Here is a 19,671-nt window from a genome sequence, read left to right as displayed (position 1 = left end):
AACGCCAGGGGCGGTGTCCGGCGGATAACCGTCCCCGAGGTTCTTTTTCTTTCTCCCGCGGGCGGCCCCGTACAGCCGGGCACGAAAGGGGACGGCCGCGGCGGGCCCGGGGCCCGGCCGCGGCCGGTGAGGTGTCGTCAGGGAAGCGGAAGCGCGGTCCGCTGAAGAGCGGTCAGCTGGCCTTGATGATGCCCGCGGTGCGGGCCTCCGCAAGCCACTCGGGGAACTCGACCATCAGCTGCTGGTAGAGCTCGTCGTGGGAGAGGCCGCGCGGGTCGCGGCCGGCGTGGAAGAAGCCGGCATTGTCGACGACGCGCTTCTCCGGAACGGCCAGGTCGTCGAGCTTGCGGAGGAAGTCGAAGCCCTTGGCGTCCGGGTCACCGAAGCCGATGAACTGCCAGAAGATGGGGAGTCCGGCCGCCTCGCAGAGCGCCTTTTCGGCGGCCGGCTTGGAGGTCGGGGCGCCGTCGGTCTGGAAGATGACGAAGGCCGGGGCGGTGGAGCCGGACTTCTTGTAGTGCTCGACGACGGCGTTGATGGCCCAGTGATAGTTCGTACGGCCCATGTGGCCGAGGCCGGCGTGCAGCTCCGCGATACGGCCCTCGTAATTGGTGAGGTCGATGTCGGCGGTGCCGTCGATGTCGGTGGAGAAGAAGACGACGGGGACGGTGGCGTCGTCGTCGAAGTGCGCGGAGAGGCCGAGGGCCTGCTCGGCGAGGTTCTGGACCGTGCCGTCCTTGTAGTAGTTGCGCATCGAGCCGGAGCGGTCGAGGACCAGGTAGACGGCGGCGCGCTGGGTGGCGAGACCGTGCTTGTCCAGGGTGGCGGCCGCGGACTTGTAGAGGCTGAGGAGCGCGGGGGCCGTGGCGGGGAGGGAGCCCGCGCCCTCGGACCGGTCCTCCGCCTGCGGCTTCGCCTCGGTCGCCGGGTCGGCTGCGGCGGCCTTCACGTCGGCGGTCTTCGCCTCGGCGGTCTCTGCCGCGGCTGCCTTGTCTTCGACGGCCTTGTCCTCGGCGGCCTTCACGTCGGCGGACTTGTCCTCGGCCTCCTCGTCCTGGGGCGCCGGGGCGGTCGCCGGCTCGGCCTCGGAGGTGGCTTCCGGCTGGTCGGCGGCCTTGGCGTCGGTGGCGGTGCTGGTGTCGGCCTTCGGCTCGGTGTCGGCCGTTGCCTCCGCCTTCGCTTCGGGCTCCGCCTTCTCCTCGGGCTTCGCTTCCGGCTCGGGCGCGGCCTTCGGCTCGGGCGTGGCTTCCGGCGCTGCCGCCGCCTCTGCCGCGGACGGCTCGGTCTCGGTCTCGGTCTCGGTCGCGTTCTCGGCCTCGGCGACTGCGGTCTCGGCAACGGCCTTGTCCGCAGGCTCCGCGACGACCTCCGCCGCAGGCTCAGCCTCGGCCTTCGGCTCGACCGTCGGCTCGGCCTCCGCCGCAGCCTCGCCCTTCGGCTCGGCCTCCGCCGCAGCCTCGCCCTTCGGCTCGGCCTCCGTCACGGGCTCCGGCTTGTCGAAGGCCTGGCTCACCAGGTCGGAGACGGGGTCGGGAGCGGCCGGGGTGGCAGCCGGGGCCGCTTCCGTGGTGGACGGCTCGGTCGTTGCGGGCGCACCGGCGACGGCGTCGGCGTGAGCGTCGACGTCGGAAACAGCCTCGTCCTCCCGCACCACGGAAGTCTCCGCCGCCCGGTCTCCCCGGTCCGCCGGGCCGCCCTGTGCCGGCAGCGTCGCGGTCGTCGGGGCCGGAGCCGGAGACGGGTCCGTGTCGGGGCTCTCCGCGGGGGCGGTCCGTGCGGCCGGGACCTCGGCCTCCGGAGCGGCGGCCGGGGTGGACTCTTCGCGAGCCTCCGGGATGGTCGCGGACTCCGGCTTGTCGGCGCCGCTCGGGGCCGCGCCGGTTTCTTCACGGGTCGCCTTGGAGCGACCGAAAGCGTTGCGCAGCAGACTCCGAATGCCCATCGGCGAACCTCTCTTGCGTGTGGTGGGTGCGGCGTATGTCCGTGAAGCGCGGACATGTCCCTGACCAGGACGGATACGTAAGGGTAGCCGCCGACACCGGCCTCATCGTGGGACCCCGCGCCTTGTGCGGTGGGCCATCCGGGGGTGTTGCGGAGGCCGGTGGTTTCAGCCGGCCCGGCCCGGGCGCGTTCGCCCTGCGTACGAGGTGGTCCGGTCGTCCGCACCTTCTCCTCGGCCGTCCACAAAACCTCCCCGCAGTCCGTACTCGCCGCCCGACGGTACGCACCATCCGCCCGTACCGGCACACCGGCTCCCGCCCGTACCGGCGCACCGGCTCCCGCCCAGCCACTCAGGGCACCTTGGCCGTTCGGAAAGGTTCGCCCATGGGTATGAGGCCTGCGGAGCAAGGGGCCGCAGGGGAAGGCGCGTTGGTGCGACCCCTGCCACGACTCCGGCATCGACTCCGGCCACGGCGCCGGCACGGCACCGACTCCGGGCCCGCCCACATCACGCCGCGGAAACGATGTGGCAAGAGCTGGGTAAGAAGTGAGTCGCTCATGTATCCGATGGGCAGGTGTGCCCGTCTTCTCCGGTGACCATTGTCCAGAGCCGCCCGTTGTGCCTTAGGCGGCCGTAAGAAGGCAAGAACCCTTTCGAGGGTGACGGGAGATGTGGGCGCATGGGGCTGACCAGTCAGTCGCTCGAATACACGGTGATCGTGCTGGCGGTGGCCTCTGTCGCCGCCACGGTGTGGCTCTGGCCTCGGCTGTCGCGGCGCGGGGTGGGCCCCGTCCTGGGCAGACTGGGCGCCATCCTGGTCACCCAGGTGTCGATCGTGTGTGCACTCGCCCTCGCCGTGAACACGAACTTCGAGTTCTACGGCAACTGGGACGAGCTGCTGGGCAACAACGACAAGGCCCCGGTGTCCGTCAGCGAGGGGGGCGGGCAGTACGCCTCGGTCGGCAATATGAAGGGCGGACTGGTCCAGCCGGCCGGTCCGCAGGGCCTCGACCGGGTGACCGGACTGCCCAAGGGGCCCGCGGACAAGGTGGGCAAGGTCGAGTCCGTACGGATCGTCGGCCGTCGCAGCCGGGCCATAAACCCCGGCTTCGTCTACCTGCCGCCGCAGTACTTCCAGCAGCAGTTCCGCCGTCAGCGGTTCCCTGTCATGGTCGTCATCAGCGGTTACCCCGGCGGGATCATGAACCTCGCGCAGCACCTCCAGGTGCCGCAGAACGCGGGCCGGCTGATCGCGCAGGGCAAGATGCAGCCGACGGTGATCGTGATGGTCCGGCCGACGATCGCGCCGCCGCGGGACACCGAGTGTGTGGATGTGCCGGGCGGGCCGCAGGCCGAAACGTTCTTCACCAAGGATCTGCCGGACGCCATGAAGTCGGCCTACCGGGTGGGCCACGACCCCAGCGCCTGGGGTGCGTTCGGGTACTCGTCCGGTGGCTCCTGCTCGCTGCAGCTGGCGATGCGCAACCCGAACGCCTACACCTCGGCGGTCTCGCTCTCGGGTGACTACGCGATCAAGGACGACCTGACCACCGGCAGCCTCTTCGGCCCCGGCCCCGAGGGCGCCCAGCGGGAGCGTGAGCACGATCTGCTGTGGCGGCTGAAGAACCTGCCCGCGCCGCAGATCTCCGCGCTGGTCGCCAGCAGCCGGAAGGGCGAGGCGGATTACGGCGAGACCATGAAGTTCATCCATGCCGCGAAGTCGCCGATGTCGGTCGACTCGATCATCCTGCCGCAGGGCAGCCACCAGTTCGCGACCTGGCGGCGCGAGGTCGTGCCGGCCCTGGAGTGGCAGAGCCAGCAGCTGACGTTCCCGCAGGACACCCAGGCTGCTTCCCCGTCGCGGAAGCCGGGGGCGGGCGCACCGGGCAAGGGCGGCGCACCGGGTAAGGGCGGTGCTTCGGGCGCCGACCAGCAGGCCGGGCCGTCCAAGTCGCCGACGGCGTCCGACGACAAGGGACGCCGGCGGGTGGAGGCGGAGCGCCCCCGGGGGTGAGCCGCGGAGGATCGCAGAGCAGGGGCGTCGGAGCTGTCCGGCGCCCCTGTTGCGTGTGCTGGGGTGTGGTGTGGGTGCGGGAGGTGGCAGCGGGTGTGCCCGCGGGGTGACGTGTGTGCGGCGTGGGCCGGCCGTCCGTAGCGGTCACATGATTCGCCGGGCCCCGGGTAACTGGATGTCCCATCGGCGCACAGCGCACCTCGCACCCCCGGGAGTGACCTCATGGCGCGTACGCAACAGGGCGACGAGGCGGTGTGGTCTCCCGTGGCCACGCGGGCCCCGCTGGCCGTCCGGATCCTTCTGCTGGTGCTGGCCTTCGCCGCGATGGTGGCCTTCGCGGTGGCGCTGGCCCGGGTCACGCTGACCCCGTCGGCGGCCTCGGTGCCGCTGACCCATCCCAACCTCCGCCCCGGCGACTCGATCCGGAGCTATCTGGCGCAACCGCACCTGGCCGATACGGTCAAGCAGCTCGGTGGCAATGTCCTGTTGGGGGTGCCGTTCGGGGTGCTGCTGCCGGTGCTGCTGCCCCAGGCTCGCGGGCTGCTCCGGGTCGGTGTGGCGACGGCACTGGTGATGCTGCTGGTGGAGCTGGTGCAGGGGGCGCTGATCACCGGCCGGGCGTTCGACATCGACGATGTGCTCCTCAACTGCGCCGGCGCGCTGATCGGTTACCTGCTGCTGGGGCTCCGGCTGGGCCGCGCGGTGCATCCGCGGCGTCGCCACTGGTGGCACCGGTTCGGGGGAAAGGCCTCGGCGGTGGGGCAGCAGCCGTCCAAGGCCTCCGAGGCGCCCGCTCCGTAAGGTCCGCCCGGCCTCGCTCCAGGGCCCGGTCCGGCCCGCTCCAGGCTCGTCCGGCCCGTCCCGTAGCGCCGTGAAGGATCCGCCCCGTGCCGGGCACTACGGGCGGTAGACCATCCCTGGCTCCGGCTTCGCCGGGGACAGCAGCTGGGAGACGGTGACGACCGTGTAGCCGCGCTTCTTCAGCTCCTTGAGGATGCCGGGGACGGCCGGCACGGTCCCCTTGTAGATGTCGTGCAGCAGGATGATGCCGTCGCGCTCGGTCTGGTCGAGCACCCGCTTGGTGATCAGGGCGGAGTCGTTGGTCCGGTAGTCCTTGGCGGTCACGCTCCACAGGACCTGCGCCAGGCCGAGCCGCTTGCTGATCTCGGAGACCTCTCCGTCGGTCCTGCCCTGCGGCGGGCGCATCAGCTTCGGCGTCTTGCCGGTGATCTTGCGGACCGCGTCCTGGACGCGGGACAGCTCGCGGGTGGCCTCTTTGGGCTCGATGTCGGTCAGGATCTGGTGCGACCAGGTGTGGTTGGCCGGCTCATGGCCCTCGGCATCGATCCGCTTCACCTCGGCGGGGCGCTTGTCGACATGGTTCCGGCCGAGCATGAAGAAGGTCGCGTGCACCTTCTCCTTCTTGAGGATGTCCAGCAGGCGGTTGGTGTTCTCGCTGGGGCCGGCGTCGAAGGTGAGCGCGACGCACTTCGCCGTGCGGCAGTCGACGTCATCGCCGCTGCCGTTCTTGCCGCCCGCGTTCTTGGCGTCCCCGGCCGCGGCGAGCCGGGCGTCCTTCGCCTTGACGTCGGCGGCCGGTGCGTCGGCGCGGGCGTCGGCCGGGGCGGTGACGTCGTAGGTGGCGCAGCCGCTGAGGGCCAGGGCCAGGGCAGTGACCGCCGGCAGCCCGGCTATGGACGTACGGCGGGCCGTGGACATCTGCTTCGGCATGCGGGCCTCTCTTCGGGCGGGTGCGGGCAACAGCGGGCCCATGACCTGCGTTTTTGCACATGGCAAAGCCGACGCGTACGGCGGCGTCACCGCCTCGCGCCGCCCTCCGGTCACAGGGGTCGAACACCTCGACAGGGACTATACATAGGCAGTACACACCGCATGTATACGTGGGGTGTGTAGGTGGACTGCGCAGGTGAGGCAGGGAAGGGAAGCGGGTGGGCGCCGAGGCCGTCGGGGCGGCCGTCCGCGCCCACCCCGATCGGACGCGTCCGCCGCGACACCCCGCCCCCACCGGGGTGGACTCGTACCGTGACCGCGCCCTCGCCGGACGACTGTCTGGCCCGTAACGACTGGATCTGCGGCGACTACCTGAGCACCCGTCGGCAGATCCTGCTCGACGCGGTCGTCCAGCACCTCCAGCTGACGGTGATCTCGGTGGCGCTCGGGCTGGTGATCGCCCTCCCGCTGGCGCTGCTGGCCCGCCGCAGGCGCTGGACGGTCGGGCCGGTGCTCGGTATCACCACGGTCCTCTACACCATCCCGTCGTTGGCGATGTTCTCGCTGCTGTTGCCGGTCTACGGGCTGTCCGCCACCCTCGTCGTGGTCGGGCTCGCCCTGTACTCCCTCACCCTGCTCGTACGGAACATCCTGGCGGGGCTGGACGGCGTCCCCGCCGAGGCCAAGGAAGCGGCCCGCGGGATGGGGTACGGGCCGACGCGGCAACTGCTGGCCATCGAGCTGCCGCTGGCCGTACCGGCCGCGATGGCCGGGCTGCGGATCGCCACCGTCTCGGCGGTCGCGCTCACCACCGTCGGGGCGATCGTCGGGTACGGCGGGCTGGGGAACCTCATCTACGCCGGGATGAACTCCTTCTTCAAGGCGCAGGTGCTCACCGCGTCCGTGCTGTGCGTGATCCTCGCGATCGTCTTCGATCTGCTGCTGCTCGGCGCGGAGCGGCTGCTCACCCCGTGGCGCCGGGCCGGACACCGGGCGCGGAGGCGGACCCGGGCCGGCGAGGGAGTGAAGCGGCTGGTCACCGCCGCCGGGCGGCGGACATGAACACCCTCTCCGCGGTCTGGGCCTGGCTGACCACCGCCGCCAACTGGTCCGGCGAGAACGGTGTCTGGCACCGCCTCGAACAACACCTCGTGCTCACCTTCGCCTGCCTGGTCATCAGCGCCCTGATCGCGCTGCCGGTCGCGCTGACCCTCGGCCACCTCGGCCGGGGCGGTGCACTGGCCGTCAACCTCGCCAATATCGGCCGCGCGGTGCCGACCTTCGCCGTACTCGTCCTGCTTCTGCTGACTCCCCTCGGACGGCACGGGCAGTGGCCGACGGTCATCGCGCTGGTGCTGTTCGCCGTCCCGCCGCTGCTGACCAATGCGTATGTCGGGATGCGCGAGGTGGACCGGAACGTGGTGCGGGCCGCGCGGGGCATGGGGATGACCGGGACGCAGCTGGTGTGGCGGGTCGAGGTGCCGCTCGCCTTCCCGCTCGTCCTGACCGGCATCCGGATCGCCGCGGTCCAGCTGGTGGCCACCGCCACGCTCGCCGCGCTGGTGGGCGGTGGCGGCCTCGGCCGGATCATCACCGCGGGGTTCAACCTGGCCAGCACGCCTCAGGTGGTCGCCGGCGCGGTCCTGGTCGCGGTGTTCGCGCTGCTGATGGAGGCCGCCTTCGAGCTGGCCCAGCGGTGCGCGCCGGACCGGTCACGGGGGAGGATCCGGTGAGGGCGGCCGGTGCGGCGCTTGCTGCCCTCACCGCCGTCGCCGCCCTCACCGCACTCGGGCTCTCGGCCTGCGCCGGCGGCCCCTCCCTGGAGAACCGCTCCGCGATCACCGTCTCCCCCGGCGACAGCCACGATCTGGCCATCGGCTCGGCGGGCTTCACGGAGAGCGAGCTGCTGGCCCAGATGTACGCGGCGCTGCTCCAGCACGCCGGCTACCGCACCCACGTCCTGACGGTCGGCAACCGTGAGCTGTACGAACCGGCCGTGCAGGCCGGGCAGATCGATGTGGTCCCCGAGTACGCCGCCACCTTCGCTGACTGGCTCAACGCCAAGAACAAGGGGGCCCAGGCGGCACCGGTCGCCTCGCCGGACCTCGGCGCGACCATGGCCGCGCTGCGCCGCCTCGCCGGCCCCCGCGGTCTGACCGTGCTCCCGGCCGGCCGGGCCGTCGACCAGAACGCCTTCGCGGTGAGCGCCGCCTATGCCCGCAAGCACCACCTCAAGACCCTCGGCGACCTGGGCCGCGCCAAGCTGCCGGTGCGTCTGGCGGCGGGCGATGAGTGTGTCCAGCGGCCGTTCTGCGCACCGGGGCTGAAGAAGAAGTACGGGATTCACATCACCGCCATCGACCCGAAGGGTGTCGGCACCACGCCCGCCAAGCAGGCCGTCCAGAACGGTCAGGACCAGATGGTGCTGACCACCAGCACCGATGCCACCCTCGACCAGTTCGGCCTGGTGCTGCTCGCCGATGACAAGAAGCTCCAGAACGCGGACTACGTCGTCCCTGTCGTCAACCGCGCCCGCGCGGGCAGCGCACGGGCGGCCGCCGCACTCAACCGGCTCAACAAGGTCCTGACCACCGCCGATCTGGCCCACCTCGATGAGGAGGTAGACAGCTGGCGGCGCCTGCCGGCGGATGTGGCCCGCAACTACCTCCGGTCCCACGGGCTGTTGCCCAGGGGGTGACGCGCGCCGGGTGTGCGGGGTGGCGGGCTGTTTCACGTGAAACAGCCCACTCCGCCGAGCGCCCTCACTCCGTGGGAACGGAATCCACCGCGGCCCGCTCACGCGGCACCCCTTGCTCGTCGGAGCCGATGGTGCGGCGCAGCGCCTCATGGAGCTTGGTCGGTGTGAGGACGCCCAGGAAGCGGTGGCCGTCCAGGACCGCGATCCAGCCGGCGTCATGCTTCAGCATCTCGCTGAAGGCTGCCTTGAGCGTGCTGCTCACCGGCACCCAGGCCTCCATCCGGCGGGCATGACCGGCGACCGTGCCCGCCACTGCGGCCAGTTCCTCCGTGCCCGCCCAGCCGTGGAGTGCGCCCTCCTCGTCGAGCACCACCGCCCAGCGGGCGCCCTCGGCCCGCAGCCGTCTCCCGGCGTCCGCCGCCGGTTCGCCGAGCCGCACGAGCGGAGGGCGTTCGAGGTCGCCACGGTCGATCCCGGTGACCGAGAGCTGCTTCAACGCGCGGTCGGTGCCGACGAATTCGGCGACATAGGGGGTGGCGGGGGCGCCGAGGACGCTCGCGGGGGTGTCGTACTGCTCGATCCGGCCCTCCCCGTAGACCGCGATCCGGTCGCCGAGCCGGATGGCCTCCTCGATGTCATGGGTGACCAGCAGCACCGTCTTGTGCATGGTGGCCTGCAGCCGCAGAAATTCCTTCTGCAGCCGGTCGCGGACGACCGGGTCGACCGCGCCGAACGGCTCGTCCATCAACAGCACCGGCGGGTCGGCGGCGAGCGCACGGGCCACCCCGACCCGCTGCCGCTGGCCACCGGAGAGCTGGTCGGGGTAGCGCGAGCCGTAGACCGCCGGGTCCAGGCCCACCAGGTCCAGGAGTTCGGCGGCCCGCTCGCGGGCCCTGGCCTTCTTCCAGCCGGTCAGAAAGGGCACGGTGGCGGTGTTGTCGAGGACGGTGCGGTGGGGGAAGAGACCGGTCTGCTGGATGACATAGCCGATCCGGCGGCGCAGGGCGACCGGGTCGACACCGGCGACGTCCGCACCGTCGACGGAGATCCGGCCGTGGGTGGGGTCGATGAGCCGGTTGACCATCATCATGGTCGTCGTCTTGCCGCAGCCGGACGGTCCGACCAGCGTCACCAACTCCCCCTCGCCGACCTCGAAGGAGAGGTCGTCGACGGCGGTGGTCCCGTCGGGGTAGCGCTTGGTGACGGACTCGAACCGGATCATTGCGCCATTGAATCCCGCGGGGTGTGAACGGACCCGTCACACGGGCAATCGGGTGGCCGCCGGTGCCGGGGACGTACGGGCCGGGCCGGCGGGCCGTGGGGCCGCGTCCCGCCGAACGGAGGGCCGGACAGCCCCGGTGCGCGGGGCCGTACGAGTTGCTTCCGCCGCACCGCCTCTCCTCCTGCCGCGTCCGGCCCCACCGGCGTGCTTACGATCCCCTTCGGCCACCGTTCGGAAGGGTGGAAGGGAACGCCACGATGAGAGCCGTAGCAGTCAGCGCATTCGGTGAAAAGCCGCAGCTCATGGATCTTCCACAGCCCGAACCAGGACCCGGTGAGGTTCTGGTGCGGCTGTCCGCCGCCGGACTCAACCCCGTCGACTGGAAGCTCGCCGACGGCATGTTCGGCGATGCCGTGCCGGCGGCCTTCCCCCTGGTCCTGGGGTCGGACGGGGCGGGCGAGGTCCTGGCGATCGGGAACGGCGTACGGCGATTCACCGTCGGCGACGCGGTGTTCGGACAGTTCCAGCGGCCGGAGCAGGGCGGCGGTTCCTACTGCGAGCTCGCCGTCGCCGACGAGAGCCGCCTCGCGCACGCCGCCCGGAGCGTCACCTACGCCACGTCCGCGGGACTGCCGACGGCCGGCATGACCGCGTACAACCTGGTCGAGGAGACCCGGGTCACCGAGGGCACCCGGGTGCTGGTCGTGGGTGCGACCGGCGGCGTCGGCACCTTCGTCACCCAGCTCGCGGCCGGCCGCGGCGCCGAGGTGATCGCCACCGCGCGCCCGGCGAAGGCGGAGTTGATGCGGACGCTGGGCGCCGCGGAGACCGTCGACCACGCCGCGGGCCCGCTCGCCGACCAGGTCCTCGCGGCCCATCCGGACGGCGTCGACGTGCTGATCGACATGGTCGGCGGGCCCGCCGAGTTCCGCGAGCTGACCCGGACCGTACGCGACGGCGGCACGGCCGTCTCGCTCCTCGGCTCGGCCGACGCCGATGAGCTGACCGACAACAACCTGCGCGGCTTCAACTTCGTCAACCGCCCCTCCCCGCAGTTGCTGGAGATCCTTGCCGGCCAGGTCGACGCGGGCCGGCTGACGGTCCTCGTGGGACGCGAGGTCGCGTTGGAGGAGGCGCCGGAGGCCTTGGAAGCCAGCCGCAGCGGCCGGGCACAGGGCAAGACGGTCCTGGCGATCTGAGCGGAGCTCAGGGCCCGGCGGCGGCGCGGGCGAGCCGGCGCGCCCGCAGTGTCCGGGCCGCCGGCGGACCCGCCGCGGCCAGCGCCGCGGTCAGCGTGCCGGCGCCGACGATCAGCCAGACGCCGGTGAGCAACGGACCGGTGAGCGCGTCGGCGTAGGCGCCCGCGGCGGGCCGGGAGATCACGGCGGGCAGCGCCTCCAGCGCCCGGCCGCGGACCAGCGCGAGCGCGGCGGCCAGCAGGGCGGCGGCCGCCGCGCAGCCCAGTCCCGTACAGATCAGCGCCCGCCGCCGCTGCCGCGCGAGCAGCAGCCCGCCGGTCAGACACAGCGCCGCGGCGGGCGGCAACAGCAGTGCCCCGGTCCGCACGACCCGGTAAACGGCCCGGATCCGCGGCACGTCCGGTGCCTTCAGCAGCACGATCTCCACCCCGGCCCGCGGCACCCGGCGGAGGAGGTCCAGCCCCATGCCGTTGTGCGACAGCTGACGCTTGACCCGTTCCACGACCGGTGTGAGATCGAGGGTGACCGCGGAGCGGCCGGAGGCGGTCAGACTGCCGTCCAGGCTCCGGTGGGCGGTCCGGTGCACCCCGTTCCACACCGCGGGAAAGCCGCGCCCGGTGACGACCTGCCGTACCTGCGTGGCCACGAACTGGCGCAGGCCGCGGGTGAAGTGCTTGCGCAGTGCGGGACGCTCGGCGCGCGGGACGGCGTCCAGCAGCCCGTCGAGCCGGACATGCGCCATCACCCCGTCCGTCACATCGTCGACGACCGCGTTCTGCACGGCGGGGTTCTGGGCCAGTGGTGCCACCGCCGCCACATAGCTGTCGGTCTCGGTCAGCTCGGCCCGCGCCCAGGTCGCCGCCAGACCCAGCGGCAGCAGCAATGCCCCGCACAGCAGCAGCACCCTGCCGGCCACCGCCCGCCCGCGCCGCCATGGCGACCGCTCCCGCTCCGGCACCCGCCCGCCGGGGCGTAGGGGAGCGTTCGCCGACATCGCGTCTGGTCCTTCCTGCCCGGCGGACCCATGGGCCGGCCGGGCGCGGGACGTCCCCCGCAGCGCGCTCCACGGCCTGCTTCCAGGCAAGTGCGAACCCTCGCCGCCCGCGAGCGGGGCCGGTGCCAACGGGTGACCCGGCGGGCGGCCCCGGCCCGGTGCCGGGTGACCCGGCGGGCGCCCGTGGACTCAGCGCGGCCGTGGGCTCAGCGCGATCGTGGGCTCAGCGCGCCGCCGCGCCGCGCCGCCGCCGTACCGCCCGCACCACTCCCGGCCCGAGCAGCGCGGCGGCCGCGGCGGCCGCCGCCCACCACCCCCAGGCGTCGCCGGCCCCGGCGTCCGCGTGCGTCTCCGGCAGGTCGTCCAGGTCGCCGGAGCAGGCCGTGGGGGCGAAGGATTCGTCCACGTAGACACAGACCGTGGCGGCGGCACGCAGGGTGCCGGGGGCGGCGCTGCCGGTGCGGTCGGCCCGGTCGCCGAGCACGGCCGTGGCGGTGAACACCTGGATGTCGTGTGCGGGCAGATCGGAGCGCCAGATCACCTTCTGCCGGCCCACGCCGCGCCCTTCGACGGTGGCGCCGGGCGCGGTGGCGGAGGTCGTGGTGGCCGGCATCTCCTGCTCGATGCGGGCGCGGTGGACGGCGGTGGGGCCCAGGTTGTGCACGGTGATGCGGTAGTCGAGCCGTTTGCCGGCCTCGGCGTCGTCCCGGCCGTCGGTCACCGCCACCGTCACCGAGACGGCGGGGGGCGCCGGGGCGTACCCGGCGGCGGGCAGTGCGTGCGGGACGTACGCGGTGACGGGCAGTGCCTGTGCGACGTACCCGGCGGCGGGCGGTGCCTGCGGGGCGTACGCGGCGGCGGACGGTCCGGGGAGCGTGGCGGCGCACAGCAGCGCGCAGACAACGGCGGTTCTCATGCCGTCATCCGAGCATCGCGGCCCCCGTCACCGGCGGCAGGCGGCCTTCTCCCGGGCCGGGTTCACCCGAGTGAGGGGCGGTGGCCGTCGCCCCTCACCCGGGCGGTCGCCACTGCTCAACGCCGGTGCGGTCCCGACCGGTGCACCGGGCCGTGGGAGTCCTCGCAATGGCCGGCCTCCTCCTGCGCGTCGGCGCCGGGCCGCTGACCCAGTGTCAGCACGTCATCGGGCGAGCCCTGTGCGCCGACGTGGTCGACCTGGAGGGTGGCGTGGCTGATGCCGTACTCGCCGCTCAGCAGCTCCTGCAGACCGCGGCGGACCTTGTGGCAGTCGCCGCCCGGCGCCACCAGGATGTGCGCGGAGAGCGCCGGCTGCCCGGAGGTGATCTGCCAGATGTGCAGATCGTGCACCTCGACGACCTCGTCCGTGGCGACCAGACGCTCGCCCAGCGCGTCCGGGTCCACACCGGCCGGTGCGGCCTCCATGAAGATCCGCCCGGATTCGCGCACCAGCCCCGTACCGGCCCGCAGCATCAGCGCGACGACCACCAGCGAGGCGATCGCATCCGCCCGCTCGAAGCCCGTCGTCAGCACGATCAGACCGGCGAGCGCGGTGGCGACGAAGCCGAACAGGTCGGTGAGGATGTGCTGGTAGGCGCCCTCGACGTTCAGGCTGGAGCGGTTGGCGCGGGACAGCAGCCAGGTGCAGATCAGGTTCACCACGATCCCGGACAGCGCGGTGACCAGCACCAGCCCGCCGGTCACCGCGGGCGGCGAGATCAGCCGCTGGACCGCCTCGTACCCCAGCCAGACCGACAGCAGCAGCAAGGTGATGCCGTTGGCCTGTGCGGAGAGGATTTCGGCGCGCTTGAGGCCGTAGGTGTACCCGCCACGCGCGGGCCGCGCCGCCAGCCGCATCGCGACCAGGGCCAGCACGATCGAGACCGCGTCGGTGAGCATATGGGCGGCGTCCGAGATCAGTGCCAGGGACTGCGCCAGGACACCGATGACGACCTCGACCGCCATGTATGCGGTGAGCAGCACGAGCGCACTGCGCAGCCAGCGCCGGTCGGCGTCCGGTGCGACCCCGTGGGCGTGGCTGTGGCTGTGCCCGTGGCTGTGGGCGTGCTCGGTCATGGGCGCGCTCCTTCCTGGCTCCCTGCTGCGAAGCAAACCGCACTTCAGCAAAAGATCCAAAGGCTGCATCGGTGACCGTTGTCATTACCGTCGAACGGACTGTCGTGACTGGTCAGAGCGGTGCGGACGGAAAGGGGAGCGGGGCCGGCAAACGGAATTCGGATGTCCGCTCCCGGCTGGCGTGGGAAGCCGCCGGGGCCGGTGCGCCCGGGTAGCATCCGGCGCTATGAGCGCTACGGGCGAGACCGTGCGGCCCGCACCCGGCAAGGGCCAGATCCTGGCGGTGCTCGGCCTGCTGGCCGCCGTCGCGATCCTGTACGGGTACCACGACGGCCTCCCCTTCTGGCTGGGGGCCCTGACCGGCGTGGTCGCCGTGCTCGGGTACCTGGTCTGCTTCGACTCCCCTCGTGGCATCTGGCAGTGGCTGCCGGCGGGGGTGGGTTTCTGCGCGGCGTTCCTGTTCGCCTGGCAGTTCCTGCTCGTGGTGCTGGGGTGAGCGAAGGGGCCCGCCTCGCGGGTTGACGAGGGGCCTCGCGGGTTGACCAGGGGCAGGGGGCGCCGCGCGGGTTGACCGGGGCAAATGGGGCCGCCGCGCGGGCTGACCGGGGGGCAGCGGGACCGCGTGAGGCGACCGGTCAGTAAAGTTCGGCTCCCGTCCCCCGGACCGGTGCCCCTTCGTCGTCTTCGCCGTCGGCGGGTTCCCCGGCTCCGGCCCCTCCCGACCTCTGAGGTACTCGGCAGTGAGCCCCGCACCACCCGCCCCGGCCGCTCCTGAACCCGTGTCCGTCGTCGGCATCGGGGCCGATGGCTGGGACGGACTGCCCGCCGCCTCCCGGCAGGCCCTGCAACGGGCCGAGGTGCTGATCGGCGGCCCCCGCCAGCTCGCGCTGCTGCCCGGCGAGTGCGCCGGCGAGCGCGTCCCGTGGCCCTCCCCCCTGCGCCCCGCCGTCCCCGGACTGCTCGCCACGCACGCCGGGCGCCGGGTGTGCGTGCTGGCCAGCGGTGATCCGATGTTCTACGGGATCGGGCGGACCCTGACCGAGGTGCTGGCGGAAACGGCATCGGAAGCGGAAGCGGAGGGGGCACCGGGACGGGAAGGGGAAGCGGCAGCGGCCGCGGCGACCTCGCCAAAGCCCCAGCAGACCCAACAGACCCAACAGACCCAGCAGCCCCAGTCACCCCACCCGCCCCGGCTCCGGATCTTCCCGCACCCCTCCTCCGTCTCCTACGCCTGCGCCCGCCTCGGCTGGCCGCTGGAGGACACCGAGGTCATCACGCTCGTCGGGCGGCCCGCCGAGAATCTGGCCCGCGGGCTGTACGACGGCCACCGCCTGCTGGTGCTGTCCGCCGGTGCCGGCACCCCCGCCGAGGTCGCCGCCCTGCTGCGCGCCCACGGCTTCGGCCCGACCCGGATGCGCGTACTGGAACAACTCGGCGGTCCCCGCGAACGCACGGCCGAGGGCACCGCCGACGGCTGGGAGGCCCCGCCCGCCGACCCCCTCAACGTCATCGCCCTCGACTGCCGGCGCGCGCCCGGCACCCCGCCGCTGTCCACTGTCCCCGGCCTCCCCGACGCCGCCTACGAACACGACGGCCAGCTCACCAAGCGCCATGTCCGCGCCGCCACCCTCGCCGCGCTGGCGCCCGCCCCCGGCGAACTCCTGTGGGACATCGGCGGCGGCTCCGGCTCCATCGCCATCGAGTGGCTGCGCGCGCACCGCACCTGCCGCGCCATCGGCGTCGAGCGGGACGCCGTACGGGCCGAGCGGATCGGCCGCAACGCCCGCTCGCTCGGTGTCCCCGCGCTACGCGTCGTCCACGGTTCCGCGCCCGCCGCGCTGGAGGGACTGCCGACGCCGGACGCGGTGTTCATCGGTGGCGGGCTGACCGCCCCCGGCCTGCTGGCCGCGTGCTGGGAGGCGCTGCCCGCGGGCGGCCGGATCGTCGCGAACACCGTGACGCTGGAGTCCGAGGCACAGCTCGCCGACTGCCACCGGCGGTACGGCGGCGAACTGGTCCGGCTCGCGGTCGCCCATGCGGTGCCGGTCGGCGGCTTCACGGGCTGGCGGCAGGCGATGCCGGTCACCCAGTGGTCGGCAGTGAAGCCGCGGCCGGCCGTGCAGCCGCCGGCCGCCTTCCCGGCCACCTCCCCGTCCCCGTCCTCCCGCCCCCAGGAGACCGAGCAACCATGACCGTCCACTTCATCGGCGCGGGTCCCGGCGCCGCCGACCTGATCACCGTGCGCGGCGCCCGTACGCTCGCCTCCTGCGGGGTCTGCCTGTACGCGGGCAGCCTGGTGCCGCGGGAGCTGCTTGCCGAGTGCCCGCCCGGCGCCCGGCTCATCGACACCGCTCAGCTGGACCTCGACACCATCACCGCCGAGATGGTCCGCGCCCACGAGGAGGGCCACGACGTCGCCCGGCTGCACTCCGGCGACCCGTCCGTCTTCAGCGCGGTCGCCGAGCAGATGCGCAGGCTGGACGCGGCCGGGGTGCCGTACGACGTGGTGCCGGGCGTGCCCGCGTTCGCCGCGGCCGCCGCCGCCCTGGGGCGCGAGCTGACCGTCCCCACCGTCGGCCAGACCGTCATCCTCACCCGCGTCGCCCAGCGCGCCACCCCCATGCCCGAGGGCGAGGACCTGGCCACCCTCGGCCGCAGCGGTGCGCTGCTGGTCCTCCACCTGGCCGCGATGTACGTCGACCGGGTCGTCGACGAACTCCTGCCGCACTACGGCGCCGACTGCCCGGCCGCCGTCGTCGCCATGGCCTCCCGCCCCGACGAACTGGTCCTGCGCGGCACCCTCGCCGACATCGCAGGACAGGTGAAGGCCGCGGGCGTGGTCCGTACGGCCGTCATCATGGTCGGCCGCACGCTGGGCGCCGAGCAGTTCCGCGACAGCCACCTCTATTCGGCGGACCGGGAGCGGCCGCACGGCGGGTGCGGGGCAGATGGGGCCGGTGCAGGTGGGGGCGGAGGCGAAGGCGGTGCACAGGACTCCGTGCCCGCTCCTGCCGACACTCCCTGAACATCAGGGCAGACGCAGACGCAGACGCGGACGCAGACGCACCGGAGCCCCGGGACGGAAGGTCCCGGGGCTCCGGTGCGTCCTGCTGATGCCGGACGTGCCGGCCTCAGAGGCTGGTGGTGTGCACCGCGCCCATGACGGAGCCGGAGACCTGCGCAGCGGCACCCTCGGGGGAGACCGACGCGCCGGCGCCGAGGAAGCCGCCGACGTTCGCGGAGACGCCGTGCCCGGCGATCTCGGCACCCGTGTTGGCGCCGCCGGCGACGAGACCACCGGAGATGTTCTCGAGCTCGCTGTCGGAGATCTCCGTGGCGGCGATGAAGTCGTTGCGCATGGTGTGCCCTTTTCGTCAGTGCTGTGGATTCTGAACCAATGCAGGCCGAATTGTGGAGCAATTCGTCCGCAACACGGGCGCCTGGCACCGGGCACCGGAAACCGGACACCGGGAGAATGACGCACGTAATGGCGTCCGCGTGTTCATGAAATGCAATCACGGCGAGGGGTTTCGCGGCAACTTGCCGGCCGGTTTTCCATCGGCGTGAAATACGGCGTCACAACCACCCTGACGTGCATCTTTGTCCGGTTCTTGCCTGATGGGGCGCACCGGTTCTTCGCCGAGTGGGATGACGTGAGATGTCTGCATTTTCCGCGTAACGCGGGTTGTGGCGCGGGTTGTCATGCTGGTTGTCGCAGGGATTATGAATTTACGCCGAAGCCCTGAAATGCCCTTTGCGTTGCCGGGGGGGCATCACGTCCCTCGCGATGGCAGTCGCAGTCGCGCTTTCAGTTTCCGCTTTCCGGCTTTGGTTTATGGGTTTTCGGTGAAGGTTCCGCACTGAAAGGCGGCACATCCGTTTACGGACGCCCGCCTGGTGCCCTCGCTCCGCCCGCCCACTGCCTGTCCCGGCCCTGTCCCGGACCTGCCCCGGACCTGCCCCGGACCTGCCCCCGGACCTGAGCCCGGCCCCGTCAGACCCGACTTCCCCGGGCCCGTCCGGCTGACCATACGACCGCATAGGGGTGAATGTCCGTTACTCGGCTCCCGGGGGCCGGTAAGGAAGCTGCGACGCCCAAGGGGGGCCGAGCAAAGGAGTGCGCCACGATGCGTACCAGACTGGCCGCCGGTGCGGTCGGCGCCGCCGTCCTGCTGACGCTCTTCGGCGGCAACGTCGCCGGTGCCGACGGCAGGGACCACACCACGCAGGCGACGGCGGCGGACACCCCGGCACAGACGCCCGACAGCTCGCCGTGGATGCACGACAGCCCGGCCACGATGAACGACCGGCCGCTCCGGGTGAACACCCGTCCGGCAGGGCGCTACGACCGCGGGCAAGCCGGCTTCGACCGCAACGGGCGGTTCCGCGACAACCCGCTGCAGCTGACCTCCTGTGCCCTCGGCACGGCGCTGGGCAGGCTCACCGGCCGCGGCAACGACTGCGTGGCCAGCCGGTACGGGCTGCGTACCTGACGGGTGCGGGGAGGCGGGGGAGCCCTTCACCGGACCGGCCCTCCCTGACGGGCTCCCTGACGGGCTTCCCCCGGCCCCCGCGGCTCCGCCCGCCCCACCACCATGCCCGCCCGGTCGATGCAGATGACATCGACCGCGACGGGCGCCCCCCGCAGCACGGCCAGAGACTCGTCCCGCGCCGTCGCCGCCACCAGATCCCCCAGCGGGACGTCCGCCGCGGCGCACAACTGCAGCGCCGCCAGGCCCGTGTTGGCCTCGGCCACCGCCTGTGCCAGCGCCTCGTCCGCCCCGCCCCGCCGGGCGAGTTCCGCCAGGAACCCCTTGTCGACCTGGGACCGCGCGGAGTGCAGATCCAGATGCCCGGCCGCCAGTTTGGACAGCTTGGCGAACCCGCCGCAGATGGTCAGCCGCTCCACGGGATGGCGCCGGATGTACTTCAGCACCGCCCCCGCGAAGTCCCCCATGTCCAGCAGCGCGTCCTCGGGCAGGTGGTGCAGGGCGACGGCGGCCTTCTCCGACGTCGATCCCGTACACCCGGCCACATGCCGCCGCCCCGCCGCCCGCGCCACGTCCACACCGCGCCGGATGGAGTCGATCCAGGCCGAGCAGGAGTAAGGCACCACGATCCCGGTGGTCCCCAGGATCGACAGCCCGCCCAGAATCCCCAGCCGCGGGTTCCAGGTGCTCCGGGCGATCTCCTCCCCGTGATCGACGGAGATCTCCACCTCGACGTCGGCCGCCGCCCCCGGACCGCCGTACTGGGCCGCGACCTCGGCCAGATGCTCCCGCATCATCTGCCGCGGTACGGGATTGACCGCCGGCTCGCCCACGTCCAGCGGCAGACCGGGCCGGGTCACCGTTCCGACCCCGGGCCCGGCCTTGAACACGACCCCCGACCCGGGCGGCAGCGCCCGCACGGTGGCCCGGACGAGCGCCCCGTGGGTCACGTCGGGATCGTCGCCCGCGTCCTTCACCACCCCGGCCATGGCCGCCGTACGCCCCGGCGCCGGCCCCTCCCCTGTCAGCTCCTCCACCGTCAGCTCCTCCACCGTCAGCTTCTCCACCGCCAGCGCGAAGGACGGCGTTTGCCCCTTCGGCAGGGTGATCGTCACCGGGTCGGGAAACTCGCCGCTCAGCAGCGCCGTGTACGCGGCAGTGCTGGCTGCCGTCGCACAGGCCCCGGTCGTCCAGCCGTGCCGCAGTCCGGTGTGCGCGAGCTGCGCGCTGCGCCCGCCCGCGGCCTTGCCCGTACCCTGCGGCCCGGTACGGCCCTCACCCGTACGCCCCGTACCCTGCGGTTGCGCTTCAGCCACGGAGGAACCCACA

The 19,671-nt window shown here is 72.7% G+C and carries 18 protein-coding genes; 10 read left to right on the top strand and 8 right to left on the bottom strand.

Translation table 11 applies throughout. The annotated features are described in order from the left end of the window. Positions 1-172: 172 nt before the first annotated feature. Positions 173-1,942, bottom strand: coding sequence for a VWA domain-containing protein (locus tag CFW40_RS38695; RefSeq protein WP_088798730.1), 1,770 nt, complete (start codon positions 1,940-1,942; stop codon positions 173-175). Between the two features lie 679 nt (positions 1,943-2,621). On the opposite strand from CFW40_RS38695, the gene CFW40_RS17195 reads away from it, so the two are divergent. Then, on the top strand, positions 2,622-3,956 hold the full coding sequence (locus tag CFW40_RS17195) for an esterase family protein (RefSeq protein WP_088798729.1): 1,335 nt from the start codon (positions 2,622-2,624) through the stop codon (positions 3,954-3,956). A 222-nt stretch (positions 3,957-4,178) separates the two neighbouring features. After that, positions 4,179-4,757, top strand: coding sequence for a VanZ family protein (locus CFW40_RS17190; RefSeq protein ID WP_176956478.1), 579 nt, complete (start codon positions 4,179-4,181; stop codon positions 4,755-4,757). Positions 4,758-4,853: 96 nt separating this feature from the next. On the opposite strand, the gene CFW40_RS17185 is transcribed toward CFW40_RS17190, so the two are convergent. Next, positions 4,854-5,687 (bottom strand): polysaccharide deacetylase family protein, encoded by an 834-nt coding sequence (locus tag CFW40_RS17185; protein ID WP_088798728.1) that lies wholly within the window; start codon positions 5,685-5,687, stop codon positions 4,854-4,856. Positions 5,688-5,999: 312 nt separating this feature from the next. Here CFW40_RS17185 and CFW40_RS17180 point away from each other — a divergent pair, with 312 nt between their 5' ends. The 3 genes from CFW40_RS17180 to CFW40_RS17170 are packed head-to-tail and all read left to right on the top strand — an operon-like array spanning position 6,000 to position 8,385. Next, positions 6,000-6,749 carry an ABC transporter permease gene (locus CFW40_RS17180; RefSeq protein ID WP_088798727.1) on the top strand — a complete coding sequence of 250 codons (750 nt, stop codon included), beginning with the start codon at positions 6,000-6,002 and terminating at the stop codon, positions 6,747-6,749. Beyond that, complete coding sequence (locus CFW40_RS17175; RefSeq protein WP_088798726.1) at positions 6,746-7,420, top strand: ABC transporter permease; 675 nt, start codon at positions 6,746-6,748, stop codon at positions 7,418-7,420. The genes CFW40_RS17180 and CFW40_RS17175 overlap by 4 nt, the downstream gene beginning before the upstream one ends. Next, positions 7,417-8,385 carry an ABC transporter substrate-binding protein gene (locus tag CFW40_RS17170; RefSeq protein WP_256331426.1) on the top strand — a complete coding sequence of 323 codons (969 nt, stop codon included), beginning with the start codon at positions 7,417-7,419 and terminating at the stop codon, positions 8,383-8,385. The genes CFW40_RS17175 and CFW40_RS17170 overlap by 4 nt, the downstream gene beginning before the upstream one ends. Before the next feature lie 64 nt (positions 8,386-8,449). On the opposite strand, the gene CFW40_RS17165 is transcribed toward CFW40_RS17170, so the two are convergent. Then, positions 8,450-9,607: a betaine/proline/choline family ABC transporter ATP-binding protein gene (locus CFW40_RS17165; RefSeq protein ID WP_088798724.1), complete on the bottom strand. Its 1,158-nt coding sequence runs from the start codon at positions 9,605-9,607 to the stop codon at positions 8,450-8,452. Between the two features lie 257 nt (positions 9,608-9,864). On the opposite strand from CFW40_RS17165, the gene CFW40_RS17160 reads away from it, so the two are divergent. Next, complete coding sequence (locus CFW40_RS17160; RefSeq protein ID WP_176956479.1) at positions 9,865-10,806, top strand: NADP-dependent oxidoreductase; 942 nt, start codon at positions 9,865-9,867, stop codon at positions 10,804-10,806. A 7-nt stretch (positions 10,807-10,813) separates the two neighbouring features. Here the strand turns inward: CFW40_RS17160 and CFW40_RS17155 are convergent, their stop codons facing one another. The 3 genes from CFW40_RS17155 to CFW40_RS17145 all read right to left on the bottom strand — a co-directional run bounded on the left by CFW40_RS17155 (position 10,814) and on the right by CFW40_RS17145 (position 13,852). After that, positions 10,814-11,800: a hypothetical protein gene (locus CFW40_RS17155; protein ID WP_176956480.1), complete on the bottom strand. Its 987-nt coding sequence runs from the start codon at positions 11,798-11,800 to the stop codon at positions 10,814-10,816. A gap of 223 nt (positions 11,801-12,023) precedes the next feature. After that, positions 12,024-12,716, bottom strand: a complete 693-nt coding sequence (locus tag CFW40_RS17150) for a hypothetical protein (protein WP_088798722.1) — start codon at positions 12,714-12,716, stop codon at positions 12,024-12,026. Positions 12,717-12,832: 116 nt separating this feature from the next. Next, positions 12,833-13,852: a cation diffusion facilitator family transporter gene (locus CFW40_RS17145; RefSeq protein ID WP_088798721.1), complete on the bottom strand. Its 1,020-nt coding sequence runs from the start codon at positions 13,850-13,852 to the stop codon at positions 12,833-12,835. Positions 13,853-14,078: 226 nt separating this feature from the next. Here CFW40_RS17145 and CFW40_RS17140 point away from each other — a divergent pair, with 226 nt between their 5' ends. From CFW40_RS17140 to cobM, 3 genes are all read left to right on the top strand, one after another. Beyond that, a complete protein-coding gene (locus tag CFW40_RS17140; RefSeq protein ID WP_256331427.1) occupies positions 14,079-14,348 on the top strand; it encodes a hypothetical protein in 270 nt (89 codons plus the stop codon). Between the two features lie 244 nt (positions 14,349-14,592). Then, a complete protein-coding gene (gene cbiT, locus CFW40_RS17135) occupies positions 14,593-16,044 on the top strand; it encodes a precorrin-6Y C5,15-methyltransferase (decarboxylating) subunit CbiT (protein WP_088798720.1) in 1,452 nt (483 codons plus the stop codon). Continuing rightward, positions 16,041-16,877 (top strand): precorrin-4 C(11)-methyltransferase, encoded by an 837-nt coding sequence (gene cobM, locus CFW40_RS17130; protein ID WP_256331428.1) that lies wholly within the window; start codon positions 16,041-16,043, stop codon positions 16,875-16,877. Before cbiT ends, cobM begins: the two co-directional genes overlap by 4 nt. 106 nt (positions 16,878-16,983) lie before the next feature. On the opposite strand, the gene CFW40_RS17125 is transcribed toward cobM, so the two are convergent. Then, entirely contained in the window at positions 16,984-17,211 is a 228-nt protein-coding gene (locus CFW40_RS17125) for a bacteriocin (RefSeq protein WP_088798719.1), read from the bottom strand. Positions 17,212-17,979: 768 nt separating this feature from the next. On the opposite strand from CFW40_RS17125, the gene CFW40_RS17120 reads away from it, so the two are divergent. Then, on the top strand, positions 17,980-18,345 hold the full coding sequence (locus CFW40_RS17120; RefSeq protein ID WP_088798718.1) for a hypothetical protein: 366 nt from the start codon (positions 17,980-17,982) through the stop codon (positions 18,343-18,345). A 26-nt stretch (positions 18,346-18,371) separates the two neighbouring features. On the opposite strand, the gene CFW40_RS17115 is transcribed toward CFW40_RS17120, so the two are convergent. Next, positions 18,372-19,658 carry a cobalt-precorrin-5B (C(1))-methyltransferase gene (locus CFW40_RS17115; RefSeq protein ID WP_088798717.1) on the bottom strand — a complete coding sequence of 429 codons (1,287 nt, stop codon included), beginning with the start codon at positions 19,656-19,658 and terminating at the stop codon, positions 18,372-18,374. Between the last annotated feature and the right edge of the window lie 13 nt (positions 19,659-19,671).

Origin of the sequence: Streptomyces sp. 2114.4 (genome assembly GCF_900187385.1) — a bacterium.
Lineage (GTDB): Bacteria > Actinomycetota > Actinomycetes > Streptomycetales > Streptomycetaceae > Streptomyces > Streptomyces mooreae.
The sequence above is the reverse complement of the archived record's forward strand: the minus strand, read 5'-3'. Positions and strand labels throughout refer to the sequence as shown.